This window comes from Staphylococcus ureilyticus, from assembly GCF_025558845.1.
Lineage (GTDB): Bacteria > Bacillota > Bacilli > Staphylococcales > Staphylococcaceae > Staphylococcus > Staphylococcus ureilyticus.
The window spans coordinates 1,786,788-1,800,621 of sequence record NZ_CP094825.1; the positions used below are offsets into that span (position 1 = coordinate 1,786,788).

At 32.3% G+C, this 13,834-nt stretch carries 13 protein-coding genes; 2 read left to right on the forward strand and 11 right to left on the reverse strand.

The window, feature by feature from the left end; translation table 11 throughout:
• Positions 1–9: 9 nt before the first annotated feature.
• The 4 genes from MUA21_RS08895 to fdaB form a co-directional block, all read right to left on the reverse strand.
• Positions 10–1,440, reverse strand: a complete 1,431-nt coding sequence (locus tag MUA21_RS08895) for an aldehyde dehydrogenase family protein (RefSeq protein ID WP_046207749.1) — start codon at positions 1,438–1,440, stop codon at positions 10–12.
• Positions 1,441–1,874: 434 nt separating this feature from the next.
• Positions 1,875–2,198: a winged helix-turn-helix transcriptional regulator gene (locus MUA21_RS08900; RefSeq protein ID WP_046207748.1), complete on the reverse strand. Its 324-nt coding sequence runs from the start codon at positions 2,196–2,198 to the stop codon at positions 1,875–1,877.
• Positions 2,199–2,285: 87 nt separating this feature from the next.
• The gene (murA, locus tag MUA21_RS08905) at positions 2,286–3,545 is read right to left on the reverse strand and encodes a UDP-N-acetylglucosamine 1-carboxyvinyltransferase (RefSeq protein WP_046207747.1); all 1,260 of its coding nucleotides are present in this window, start codon (positions 3,543–3,545) and stop codon (positions 2,286–2,288) included.
• 361 nt (positions 3,546–3,906) lie between these two features.
• Positions 3,907–4,767, reverse strand: a complete 861-nt coding sequence (gene fdaB / locus MUA21_RS08910) for a class IIb fructose-bisphosphate aldolase FdaB (protein WP_107525993.1) — start codon at positions 4,765–4,767, stop codon at positions 3,907–3,909.
• Positions 4,768–4,987: 220 nt separating this feature from the next.
• Here fdaB and MUA21_RS08915 point away from each other — a divergent pair, with 220 nt between their 5' ends.
• A complete protein-coding gene (locus MUA21_RS08915) occupies positions 4,988–5,509 on the forward strand; it encodes a DUF2529 family protein (RefSeq protein ID WP_046207745.1) in 522 nt (173 codons plus the stop codon).
• Between the two features lie 104 nt (positions 5,510–5,613).
• Here the strand turns inward: MUA21_RS08915 and pyrG are convergent, their stop codons facing one another.
• From pyrG to MUA21_RS08935, 4 genes are all read right to left on the reverse strand, one after another.
• Positions 5,614–7,224: a CTP synthase gene (gene pyrG, locus MUA21_RS08920; protein WP_070039525.1), complete on the reverse strand. Its 1,611-nt coding sequence runs from the start codon at positions 7,222–7,224 to the stop codon at positions 5,614–5,616.
• Positions 7,225–7,549: 325 nt separating this feature from the next.
• Positions 7,550–8,092 carry a DNA-directed RNA polymerase subunit delta gene (gene rpoE / locus MUA21_RS08925; protein WP_019468279.1) on the reverse strand — a complete coding sequence of 181 codons (543 nt, stop codon included), beginning with the start codon at positions 8,090–8,092 and terminating at the stop codon, positions 7,550–7,552.
• 115 nt (positions 8,093–8,207) lie between these two features.
• The gene (locus tag MUA21_RS08930) at positions 8,208–9,068 is read right to left on the reverse strand and encodes a GNAT family N-acetyltransferase (RefSeq protein ID WP_073346117.1); all 861 of its coding nucleotides are present in this window, start codon (positions 9,066–9,068) and stop codon (positions 8,208–8,210) included.
• 86 nt (positions 9,069–9,154) lie between these two features.
• Positions 9,155–9,520: a VOC family protein gene (locus MUA21_RS08935; protein ID WP_073346122.1), complete on the reverse strand. Its 366-nt coding sequence runs from the start codon at positions 9,518–9,520 to the stop codon at positions 9,155–9,157.
• 91 nt (positions 9,521–9,611) lie between these two features.
• Here MUA21_RS08935 and coaW point away from each other — a divergent pair, with 91 nt between their 5' ends.
• Positions 9,612–10,412, forward strand: a complete 801-nt coding sequence (gene coaW / locus MUA21_RS08940; RefSeq protein WP_046207741.1) for a type II pantothenate kinase — start codon at positions 9,612–9,614, stop codon at positions 10,410–10,412.
• A 140-nt stretch (positions 10,413–10,552) separates the two neighbouring features.
• Here coaW and MUA21_RS08945 read toward each other — a convergent pair whose 3' ends face one another.
• The 3 genes from MUA21_RS08945 to MUA21_RS08955 all read right to left on the reverse strand — a co-directional run bounded on the left by MUA21_RS08945 (position 10,553) and on the right by MUA21_RS08955 (position 13,757).
• Entirely contained in the window at positions 10,553–11,218 is a 666-nt protein-coding gene (locus MUA21_RS08945) for a DUF2750 domain-containing protein (protein ID WP_107525996.1), read from the reverse strand.
• 164 nt (positions 11,219–11,382) lie between these two features.
• Entirely contained in the window at positions 11,383–12,576 is a 1,194-nt protein-coding gene (gene ldmS, locus MUA21_RS08950; RefSeq protein WP_262561100.1) for an L-aspartate--L-methionine ligase LdmS, read from the reverse strand.
• Entirely contained in the window at positions 12,573–13,757 is a 1,185-nt protein-coding gene (locus MUA21_RS08955) for a M20 family metallopeptidase (protein ID WP_107525997.1), read from the reverse strand. Before MUA21_RS08955 ends, ldmS begins: the two co-directional genes overlap by 4 nt.
• Positions 13,758–13,834 lie beyond the last annotated feature (77 nt).

Consider the following 13,834-nt stretch of genomic DNA (forward strand, 5'->3'; position numbering starts at 1 on the left):
TGTATTAAATTACGCGTTAAAATATCCTGCAATAGATTTAACTTCTAAGAATTCTTCTATGCCATAATCTCCCCATTCGCGTCCTAAGCCTGATTGTTTATAGCCACCGAATGGTAAGTCTGGTTTTCGTCCAGCTTCATTTATTTCAACTGTTCCAGCCTCAATTGAACGCGCAACTTTATGCAGTTTTTCTTTGTCTTGTCCATATACATAACCAGCTAAGCCATATTTCGTATCATTTGCAATTTCAATTGCTTCGTCTAAATCGTTGTAAGTGATCACAGACATAACAGGACCGAAAATTTCTTCTTGTGCAATTGTCATATCATTTTCAACATTATTAAAAATAGTTGGTCTTGCAAAATAGCCTTTTTCCAAGTTTTCAGGTTTTCCAGGACCACCGTATAATAATTCGGCACCTTCTTCTACACCTTTATCAATGTATGATTGAACTTGATCAAATTGTTTTTTACTAATAATTGGTCCTACTTGTGTACCTTCTTCACGAGGATCACCAACTTTAACTTGGCTAAATTTTTCTTTAACAGCTGTTAAGAATTCTTCTTTTATACTTGCTGGTACCAATGTTCTAGTTCCTGCAGTACAAACTTGTCCTGTATTATTGACGACTTTACCAGTTGCTGCACTTGCAGCACCATCAATATCAGCATCATCTAAAATAATATAAGGAGATTTACCTCCTAATTCTAATGATACTTTTTTGAAATCTTCAGCTGCTTTCTTCATAATGCTTGCACCAGTTGGACCAGATCCAGTAAAGGACATCATTCTTACTTTTGGATGTTCACTTAGTGGATTTCCAACGCCTTGGCCATCACCATTCACTAAGTTAAATACACCTTTAGGTACGCCAACTTTATCAAATATTTCTGCTAAAATGATGGCTGCAAATGGTGTTTCTTCTGATGGTTTTAATACAACTGGGCTTCCTGCCGCAAAAGCTGCTGCTAATTTTAATGAAGTTTGGTTAGTTGGGAAATTCCATGGTGTAATTAATCCAGCAACACCAATTGCTTCCTTAACAACTAAATCGTCGCCACGTCTTTCTTCAAATTCAAAATTATCTAATGCATCTCGTGCAGCTTCAAAATGATTTAACCCCATTTGATAATGGACATTTTCAGATACTTTTAAAGGAGCTCCTAATTCGTCAGTTATTGCGTCAACAATATCATCTTTTCTATTTTTATATTCTTGAACAATTTTATCTAACAGTTCTTTTCTTTCTGCTACAGAACTTTGTCTAAATTCTAAATATACTTTATCTGCTGCTTCTACCGCTTTATTAACATCCTCTTTATTGCCTTTAGCAATTGTGCCTGCCACTTCTTCAGTTGCTGGGTTGATTACATCAAGTGTTTCTCCACTTGCACTTTCTACCCATTCTCCGTCGATATATTGTTTAGTAAAATTTCTCATCAATTATTCACTCCTTAATTTGTGTTCATGCTTTTATTCTAACCTAGATTTTTAATTTTAAAACATATCTGCTCATTCCAAATCATTGCAAACGTTGTTATTACAGGGTTTTACGCCTGAAATTTATGCATAGTTATAATAGCATTATTTTGTTATATATCAATTAGAAATAACATTTATATCCTTAAAATTTTGCTTTTTTTAGAACATTTAAACATACCATGACATGTCAATCGGCACATCCACTCTTAATCAACAAAATTATTTTAACACTACTAAAGGTTAGATGATTCGACAATAAATAAAAAAGCTATAAAGAAATCTTTAATTAAAGATTTCTTTATAGCTAATCTTAGTATGTTAAAAACAGACTAGATATAACAATCATATTCAAATAAAATATTACATGAAAATGTCAAATTAAAAAGTTAAAATCATTCGCTTTCTAACTCGATATATTCTTGGGCCCATTTTTCCATAGGAACCAATGCCGATGCTAAGGCATCACCTTTATCTGTAAGTTGATATAAAATGTTCATAGGACTAGTAGAAATAATTTTTTTCTCTACAAGTCCCCATTCATTAAGGTCTGTGAGCTTTATGCTAAGTGCACGAGGCGTAATTGTTTTCAAATCACGTTTCATATCAGAAAAATGAGCAGATTTTTCCGTGCACCTAGACAAGTAATTAATGATAAGACCGTTCCAACTTCTACCTACTATTTTAAAGGTCTCTTCTAGATAAGGGCAAACCTCCATGGTCATCACCTCATATCAATTATATTTCCCCACTGTATAAACTATAATTTACTTTATACATTCAGTATAATTATTATACCACATGTTTTATATTTTTTCAGTCCAAATGTCTGCTCCAAGTGATTTTAGTGTTTTAACAATATTAGTATAACCACGATAAATATGTTTTACATTATAAATTGTAGTAACACCTTCAGCTAATAAGCCAGCTACAATTAGACAAGCACCTGCACGTAAATCACTCGCGTATACTTCTGCGCCTGTTAATTTAGATGGTTTGATTGTTGCAGTACCATTATCTGATGTAATATTAGCACCCATATTTTTAAGTTCTTCGACATGCTTGAATCGAGCTGGATAGATTGTTTCAGTCACAAAAGAAACTCCATCAGCCATAAATAATAATGGCGTAATAGGTTGTTGTAAATCTGTAGCAAAACCTGGGTATACTAATGTTTTAATATCTACACTAGAATATGGTGTACTTCTCTTAATCGTTACACTATCATCACCAACATTTATGTTTACACCAAGTTCTTTCAACTTAACAGTTAATGGCTCAACATGGGTAGGGATAATATTATTAATCACAATATCTTCACCACAAGCTGCGGCAATACACATATAAGTTCCTGCTTCAATTCTATCTGGTATCACTTGATGATGTGATCCATGTAAATGCTCAACACCTTTTATTTTGATTGTACTTGTACCAGCACCTTTAATATTAGCGCCTAAACTTGTTAAGAAGTTAGCTACATCAACCACTTCTGGTTCTTTCGCTGCGTTTTCAATTACAGTTTGTCCTTCAGCTCGTACTGCTGCCAACATAATATTAATCGTTGCACCTACACTAACGATATCTAAAAATATATTAGCACCTATTAAACGATCAGCTTCAATTTTCATAGATGTTTCACTGGATTCATCAACATGCGCTCCTAATGCTTTAAAACCCTTGATGTGTTGATCAATCGGTCGTGGACCTAATGGACAACCGCCAGGCAACCCAATTACACATTTTTTAAATCTACCTAACATTGCCCCCATCATATAATATGAAGCACGTAGTGATTCTACTTTATTATTAGGTAATGGAGCATTTTCAATTTCATTTGGATCAACTTCAAGTGTCGTGCCGTCTAGCTTTGCATCAATATTCAAATCACCTAATAAACTCACTAGCGTTTCAACATCTGAGATTTGTGGTAACCCTTCTATTGTAACTTTATCTTCCGCTAGAATTGTAGCTGGAATGATTGCTACAGCACTATTTTTTGCACCATGATTATTAACTTCACCTTTTAGTGTTTGACCGCCTCTAATTTTTATTACTTCTTGAGCCATTCGCTTGATCTCCTTTGCCTTTCAATCAGTATTTCAATTTAATTACATTATTTGCATTATAAAGTAAAAAAATGAAGTTTGCAAAACACACCAATGAAACAAAACTTTTTTAATTTTAAATTATGTATTGCTTCACTTTTATGTATACTATAATGATATTTTTATTCCCGATTTAATAGGGTTCAAATCTTATTTATCTTATTTCTGTTTAAAATTTATGTTGATATTTCAATTTGCTTAATTTTAACGCTCATAGATTATAACATAAAAAAATAAGACTGCGACATTAAAAATTGTCACAGCCTTACCGATTGAATCATCAAGATTACTTTAAAATATGCATCTTTCTATTATAGGCAGATTATTTAGCTCTATTTGATGTACCAAACTCTTTAATTTTACCCACTACTGTTGTTTTAATCGCTTCACGTGCTGGTCCTAAATACTTACGAGGATCATACATTTCTTTATCATTGTCTAAAGCTTCACGTACTGCTTTTGCAGAAGCAATTTGATTTTCTGTATTAACATTTATTTTTGCAGTGCCAAATGGAATCGCTTTTTGAATATCTTTAGTTGGGATACCAGTTCCACCATGTAATACTAATGGTAAGCCAGTTGAAGCACCAATTTCTTCCATTTCTTTAAATCCTAATTTTGGTTCACCTTTATATGGTCCGTGAACTGAACCTAATGCAGGTGCTAAAGTATCAATACCTGTTCTTTCAACAAGCTCTTGACATTCTTTAGGATCTGCATAAATAACACCTTCAGCAACAACATCGTCTTCTTGTCCACCTACTGTACCTAATTCAGCTTCTACCGATACACCATGTTCGTGAGCGTATTCAACTACTTTTGATGTAATTGCTACGTTATCTTCAAATGACTCATGAGAAGCATCAATCATAACTGATGTAAATCCAGCATCGATAGCTTCTTTACATTTATCAAAACTTGAACCATGGTCTAAGTGAATTGCCACTGGAACCGAAATTTCTTTATCGTGCATTAATCCTTCTACCATTTTAACTACTGTATAGAATCCGCCCATATAACGTGCTGCACCTTCAGAAACTCCTAAAATAACTGGAGCATTTTCTTCTTGTGAAGCTTCCAATATCGCTTGTGTAAATTCTAAGTTATTTAAGTTGTATTGGCCAACCGCATAACCATTTTCTTTTGCATCGATTAACATTTCTTTCATTGAAACTAAAGGCATGAAAGTTCCTCCTTAGTGCATTGAGCACATATTTTTACAATTTAATTATATCAAAATCCCAAACAATTTGCATTCTTCTATTCATTTGTAAGCGTTTTTAATTTATTTTTTTAATTTATTCCATTTAAATCAGTCTTTAGCATTCATACTTTTATATAAAATTGCAATATTTTCTATCATTATTTAAAATAAGTTGAGTGAATAGAACGGAGGTACATATATGTCTAAAATTTTAAACACACAATTAAATGGTGTTTTCAATCGAATTGAAGCACAAGATTTAGATATTCAAATGGCAGCTCAATGCTTAATTCAAGCAATAGGCGGAGAAGGTAATGTGTTTGTTAAAGGTTATGGGGACTTGAATTTTTTTGAAAATTATATTTTAAATAGTAATGAAAAGTTAGAATCTAGTGTTGCATTATCCTCACTTAATACATTCGAAGATATTGACACAACAGATAGAGTGTTTCTTTTTTCCCCTTACTATACTGAGAATGTTGAAAATGATGTTAAGTCATTAATTGCAAATGATGTAGACTTTGTCTTAATTTGTAATAAACCAAAAACAGGAAATTTTCCAGATCATTTATTTCATTTTGTTAATCTAAGTACACCAAGACCTATTGTGTATACCGAAGATTACGATAAAATTGTTATACCACATCCAATTGCATTCAACTACATTTATTATGATATATATACACAAATGGTTGAAATGGTTAGAGATTTAAATCTTTAACATCTAAATCACTATTATTCTTCATATCTCATCTAATTTAATAAACAAACTAACTTTAAAAAGGCTGAAACGAATGTCATCGTTTCAGCCTTTTTAATCAATATTTACTTTGTTTGTTGATGATTCAATGATGCTTCTATAAATGCTTTGAATATAGGTTGTGGTCGATTAGGTCTAGATAAGAATTCTGGATGAAATTGACATGCAACGAAGAAATCATTTTCAGGAATTTCTACCATTTCAATCAATCTACCGTCTGGACTAGTTCCAGAGAAAATCATACCTTTTTCTTCTAGTTGATCTCTATATTCATTATTGAACTCATAGCGATGACGATGTCTTTCTTCTATATCTACTGCGTCATAAATTTTATGCGCTAAAGTTCCTTCTTTAATATGACATGGGTATAGCCCTAATCTTAACGTACCACCTAAATCTTCAATGTCTTTCTGTTCGGGCAATAGGTCAATAATCGGATGTGGCGTTGAGGGATCTAATTCTGCAGAGTGTGCATTTTCTAAGCCAAGCACATTTCTTGCAAACTCTACTGTAGCAAGTTGCATTCCTAAGCAGATACCGAAATATGGTACATTATTCTCTCTCGCGTATTTGATAGCGGATATTTTTCCTTCACTTGCTCTGAATCCAAATCCACCAGGAACTAAAATGCCATCAACATCATTCAGTATATCATGTACATTTTCATCAGTTACTTCACTAGAATCTATCCACTTAACTTCAATATCCTTTTTAAATGGATAACCTGCATGTTTTAACGATTCAACTACTGATAAATAAGCATCTTGAAGACTTACATATTTACCAACTAAGCCGATAGTTATTTTGCCATCTAAACTATTTACTGTATCTAGTAAATATTGCCATTCATCTAACTGAGTATCATACTTAGCGTTAAGTTCTAAGCGTTGAATTACAATATCATCCATGTCCTGTTTACTTAATTGTAATGGAATTTCATAGAGTGAATCTGCATCGCGACATTCAATGACACTTTCTTTGTTAATATCACAGAATAAAGCAATTTTATCTTTTAAATCTTGTGTTAATTCATATTCTGTACGTACTACGATTAAGTCTGGTTGAATACCCAACCCACGAAGTTCTTTAACACTATGTTGTGTGGGTTTTGTTTTCATTTCACCGGCAGCTTTTATAAATGGTAAAAGTGTACAATGTACGTACATGACGTTTTCACGACCCAAGTCACTACGAATTTGTCTAATCGCTTCTATAAATGGTAATGATTCAATATCTCCAGTAGTACCACCAATTTCAGTAATAACTACATCAGCATTCGTACTTTCTCCTGCTAAAAGTAAACGCTCTTTAATTTCATTTGTAATATGAGGAATTACTTGAACCGTACCACCTAGATAATCACCACGGCGTTCTTTTTTCAAAACATGTGAATAAACTTTACCAGCAGTAACATTTGAATACTTATTTAAATTAATGTCAATAAATCTTTCATAATGTCCTAAGTCTAAATCTGTTTCCGCACCATCATCAGTAACAAATACTTCACCGTGTTGGTATGGACTCATTGTACCTGGATCAACATTTAAATAGGGATCAAATTTTTGTATTGTAACTTTTAATCCTCTATCTTTTAATAAACGTCCTAAAGATGCTGCTGTGATACCTTTACCTAGTGAAGATACAACCCCACCAGTTACAAAAATAAATTTTGTCATTTTCTGCCTCCTATTATTAAAACAGTCATTCCCACAATACCAACAAAAATTTATGGCATGTTTCATTAATCATTGAAATAGTTATAATTTATGTAAACGTCTAAGCGTTATAATTTATAAATATCATTATATTCACTAAAAATAACGTCATAAATTAAAATTTTATAAAATTTGTATAGTCATTCAAATAAAAAAATCGCTCCCTCTCACAGTATTTGCAAGGGGGAGCGTATAATATTTATACACGTCGTCCTAATTAAAGGAGCCCGAATAAAATTTTATCATTTTCGCAGAAAAAGTCAAATGAATATTGATAGATTATTGATTAATTTTCTTCGTCTTCTTCCTCTTCATCATATTCATCTTCGTCTTCTTCTAAATCTTCATCTTCGTCATCGTCTTCATCAATAACGATTTCATTTTCAGGAATCTCTTCGTCAACTTCTTCTTCATCAGGTTCTTCGATTGTCTCTTGGTCATCAGTGACTGCTGGGATGTCATCATCGTCGTCTGCCTCATCTTCACCAAGTAATTTTAATGTTTTATCTTCTTCATCGTCATCGTCTAAAATGTCGAATTTTTGGATAGTTGGTGCTATTTTTTCTTCAATATCGGCAACTGAATACCAATCACGTAAGCCCCATATGTTTTCTCCAACATTTAGGAAACGACCATCTGTGTTTAAGTCTGTATAGAATTGAACAATTCTATTTTCAATTTCGTGGTCTTCGTAATGACCTAAAGCTTTAAATTCGTCAATAATATCATATAAGTTCATTGTATCGCCTTTTTCAAGTAATAATGTGTAGGCCATATCAATAAATGATTTCTCGTCAACCATTTCTTTAGTGTAATCTTGAATTCTCATTATTTATTCTTCCTTTCAGAGGCATTTATGCATTTATCCAAATCAGTACTATTCATCTTAAGTAATAATAACAAAAGTAAATTATAAATGACAATCCCTGATTTCGCAAACACTATTAATAATTAATATATTTTTCAAAAACAGAAAAATCTTCTGCCTTTTCAATTTCAACAAAATTACTGTTTATACATAGTGGTTTTAATTCATTATTTTCCCCATAAAGTGTTATTGTTATTAGTTTTATACCTTCAAAATGTTTTCGAATATATGTAGGTAATTGTCTCAATGCACTTTCCGCTATGCCGTTATGTCTCTCTGCTTTATCAACTTCAATTGAATTAATATTCATACGCTGTTCATGTTGCTCAATTGCTATAAAACCTACCTTATTATCGTCTTTCATCATATCAATAATATGCACATCATAAGGTGATGTATCTCCATTTGCTGTTAGCTTTAAAGAAGATACATGCTTAGAATCTAAATCTAAATAATATAGACGTTCTTTGCCGATCGGGCCTTCTTCTTTTGTGGCAGCATGCATAAAACCTGCACGTTCATATACATTCCATGCACCTTTATTTTCCGCATCTACAACTAAGTATAAATGATTAAAATTTGGAAATAGCTTTTGAACATATTGTGGCAAATACATCATCATTTTTGTACCATACCCAAACCCTTGAAAATCTTCGTTTACAGATAAAGAACGAACATATATAACTTGTTTAGGTGTATCATAGCCTTCATGTTGATAATATTGATGTAAGACAAAAAAACCTACTACTTCTCCTTCATCATTCAAAGCAATATTAGCTACTCGATCGTTATCCTTCAACGCATCACTAAGCACATCTTTTGGCAATGAAGAATATATCTGTTGGCGCTCACTTAATTTAAAATGACATACAGCTGTTTTATATTTTTCTTCAAAAACTTGTATTGTAATATTTTCAAACGTTTCTTTAATAAACATATTATATCCCCTATTGTGTTTAACTTTTATTAGTTATTAATACCACTTTTACACTAATATAATCGAAAGTTGAACATTTTGTCTTATTAATCTAAGAAACAATTCATGAGCCAGTTGACTTCAAATTGGTCTTTCACTTGTCCATGCATCGCATTAAAAAATGTTTTAGACAGAGGCATATGTGGGTCACCCGCTTCGCTTAATTTATCATATACTTGTTTTTGAGTTTTCAAATCGTCGAAAGTTAAAATTATATTTGTGTTGTCATTGCTCCATTCCCGTCCATATGTGCTGGAAATATGTAATACAACTGTTTCATTAATATGGAGCTCCGCGTGTAAAGTTTTACCGTTTGTTTCGTTTAATATTTTTTCGCTACCACCAAACGCATTTTTATAAAATGTTAATGCTTGTTCTACATCATCTACTTTAATAAAAGGGCTTAATTTCATTAAAACCATTCCTTTCTAATTTTCTATATTTGATTTTCCCTCATTTTATTATACTATAAGTTATAATGTAAATTTTTTAGGAGGTACACAGATGAAAATAGGCATTGATGCCGGCGGAACACTTATAAAAATTGTTCAAGATGATAATGGTAAACGACAATATACTACAAAATTAACTACTGAAATAAATGACGTCATTGAATGGTTGGAACAACAATCTTGTGAAAGTATTAGTTTAACAGGGGGGCAAGCTGGGACAATTCAAAATAGTTTAAATTGTGAATCTCGTATTTTTGTAGAGTTTGATGCTGCTGCAAAAGGCTTAGAACTCTTGTTAGAAGAACAAGGTCATCATTTAGATAATTATATTTTTACTAATGTTGGTACTGGAACATCATTGCATTATTCAAATGGCAAAGAACAACAACGTGTTGGTGGTGTCGGTACAGGCGGTGGTATGATACAAGGTTTGGGTTATTTATTAACTGGATTAAAAGATTACAAACAATTGACAGATACTGCTCAAAAAGGAGATCGCGAATTTATTGATTTAAAAGTAAAACATATCTATAAAGATAGTGAACCTCCTATTTCAGGAGATTTAACTGCTGCTAATTTCGGTCATGTGTTACATAATTTAGACAAGGATTTTTCAGATTCTGACAAATTAGCTTCATTGATTGGTGTCGTGGGAGAAGTCATTACTACGATGTCTATTACAGTAGCGAGAGAATATGGTACAGAAAACGTAGCTTATATTGGTTCTTCGTTCCACAATAATCATTTACTTAAAGAAGTTGTAAAAGATTATACGGTATTACGTGGTTTTAAACCATTTTATATTGAACACGGTGCCTTTTCCGGTGCACTAGGCGCAATTCATTTAAGTTAAAAAAATACCATGACATAAATGTAAAGAATTGTTTTTCTTTACTTATGTCATGGTAAAAAATGAATGTAATTATTCCGTTTGAATATCACAATTCATTCAAACGGAATAATTACTTCCAACAGTGCTTGTATTCAATGATATTAAAACGGTAATTGATCTAATACTTTCTGAGCTGAGACTACGGTACCTACAACGCCTGATTTCAAATCAATCGCTACTGCTTTGTCATCATCTCTTAAAGTATCTAACCATTCTGCGAAGACTTCACCCTCTATTTCAATAATATCGCATTCTTCAAAATCTTCATTTCTTACTTTTTCTGCCCTATTTCTAATACTCCACACCGGCATAATATGTGGTTTTTGATGCTCATCATCACTAATCATAATGAATTGTTTGGCATCTTTATTAGTTAAACCAAATACAGCATCTTCTTCTGCTATATCAATAACAAATTCTTTGAGACGAATTTCATCTAAATCTGACATCAATTCATTTGTAAAATCAATAATATTTACTAAATCACCATCTGTCTGAGATGAAGCATTCATCAACACTTCTTCACCTTCTGCAAACACATCATCCATTTCATATGTTACGAAACGATCAATATCAATTTTTTTAATCTTATCATAATCGGTGTCATGTTTATTTAAGAATGTTTCAGCTGTTTCTTTTTGAGTCCAAACACAAATGACATCTTTCCCTAAAATTTCATGTCTAATTAGTTGTTTTGACTTTGTTGCTATATAAAAATATTCATTTACCAGAATATCTTGAAAAAATGAACTTGCTTTATAAGACATAATCACACCTTCAATTCATTAAAATATTTAACTATATTTAAAATATAAATGAGTATAATACTATAGTCAATTAACGTCATACAATAAATATTAAAATTTTAATATATCTAAACAATAAACTAAGTTAACAAATCCTATTAACTGAATTTTTCCTATATTACTGATTATATTTTTAATTCTTTTAAAAATTGTTGTTCTAGTTTATCCACTTGTTCTTGAGACTGTCCATGCCAAATACATGCAAATCTTGAAGGAACGTTTTCATTATTATACCAATCACCATCATAATATGATAGCGGAAACAAGCAACCCTTACGAACATATTTTATAATTGTTTGAAAGAAATGTTCATTATCATGAGGTGCAATATAACTATAAAACTTTTGATATCCAGACTGAATTAATGGATCTAATAAAAGCATGCTTGTTGAGCCATTTTGTCTAAAATTTAAATCAATCGCAAATATATCACCGTGCTCATCTATAAGTAAATCAAAACCCGCAATGCCAAAATAACCTTTCGACACACCTATTTCCATGATTTCTTTGCCTGCTTGAATGACTGATTCAGGCACATCATGTACATTTTGATTACCACTATAATGTCCATATTTGTCTGTAATTTGCTCTGATGTACCTATATAGTGAATACCCCCTTCTTTTTCACATGCAAATTGCACGCAATAATTAGCTATTTCCTGAATTTTTTGTTCGATAATAATTGTGTCAGTCTCATCTTTTGCTTGTTCAATACGTGATTTTGCTTTAATCAAGTCCTCATCGTCATAACATATCATCACGCCATAACCGCCTGCAGTTGGTAAGTCATCACCAGGCTTCAAGACAAAAGGAAACGTCCAGTTTGTAATCGCATCTTCAAACGCTTCTACTTTTACCACTTCACGTGCAGGTAAATATTTTTGATTCGTCCATTCTGGAATGCGTGCTTTATTATTTAATGCAACAAAAATATCTTTATCCATTGCGTAATATTCTTTTTCTAAAATAGATTCACTATGAATATATTGAAAATAAATGCGTTTATTGTCTTGTTTGGCAAGTTTTTTTATTGTTTTTTCGTACGAAGTTTGATCATAAAAAGTATAGATATTGGTCGGCATTGGTTTGCCAATCAATTCCAATAACATTTCCAATTTCTTTGTGACACTTGCTTGATGTACAATAACAGGCATTTGATCAGCTATAATCAATTCCCTACCAGTCAAAAAATTAGATTGATGTTCCTCTGGTTCTAACCATGGATTGGAAATATAAGATGGTCTAGAAGTATATACGACATCATCATTGTATAAATCACTAAGTGTTAATTTAGGGTGTTGAGTACTTAGTTTTTTCATTTTTTGTTCCCCTTTATATATTGGTGCTGTTCAACTATTTCATTAAGTTCTGCTTGATTTTCTATTAATTCTAATCCCATTAATGCAAGGATTTTAGCACCTCTTATTAAAGCTTGATCTCCATGGGCACTTCCTGCCGCCTCTCGAAAACGATGTGTATGTCCTACTAAATTTCTAGAACCTATTTTAATATGAGGATGAATCGTTGGTACAACGTGACTTACATTACCCGTATCTGTCGAGCCAAAACCAAAATCATCATCTATCACTGCCTCTCCCATTTTCGTAGCATATTTTGCAAATAAATCATCTAATTTGGGTGTTTTAATAAATTCATTAACACCATTTTGTATGGGACCAAATTCATAGTCACATCCCGTTTGAATCGCGGCTCCTTTTGCAATTTGCCCTACTCTATCAGTTAAAATATCCAATTCTTTACGAGATGTTGCACGTGTATAAAAGCGCGCATGTGTGTAGTCTGGGATAATATTAGCAGCTTTTCCACCATCTAATATAACACCATGAACTTTTTGACTTTTTTTGATATGCTGTCTTAGCTGAGCCACGCCATTAAAATATGTAATCATTGCATCTAAAGCATTTCTTGCTTCTTCAGCATTCTCAGACGCATGTGTACTTTTACCATAAAATTTAATGTCTAAAACATCTACCGCTAATGTGTTAATTGTTTTGTAAGTTTCATTTCCGGGATGTACCATTAAAGCAACATCCATTTCATCTACAATACCTTCTTTAACGTAAGCAGCTTTTGCGCTACCATTGACACCACCCTCTTCGGCTGGACAACCAAGTATTACTACTTTTCCACCTGTTTGTTCAATCACTTGCTTCAAAGCTATACCAGCAAATGTACTTGCCGTACCTATAATATTGTGTCCACAAGCATGTCCTAAGCCTGGTAAAGCATCATATTCTGCTAAAAAACCAATAGTTGGTCCATCGATGTCTGAATCATAACGCGCAATAAAGCCTGTAGCATAACCTGCAATATTTGTTTCAACATCAAACCGATGCTTCTCTAAATCTTCAATTAACGTTCTTGAAGCAAATATTTCTTCATTACCTAATTCAGGTCTTTGATGAATAAGGTGACTCAATTCTATGTATGTTAATTTTTCATTTTCTATATAATCTAATATGATTTGTTCATGTGTCATTTTCAATACAACTCCCTTGTACTACAACATTTCACACGTATTATAAAACTTATAAATAAAGCATATTTAATACTAAA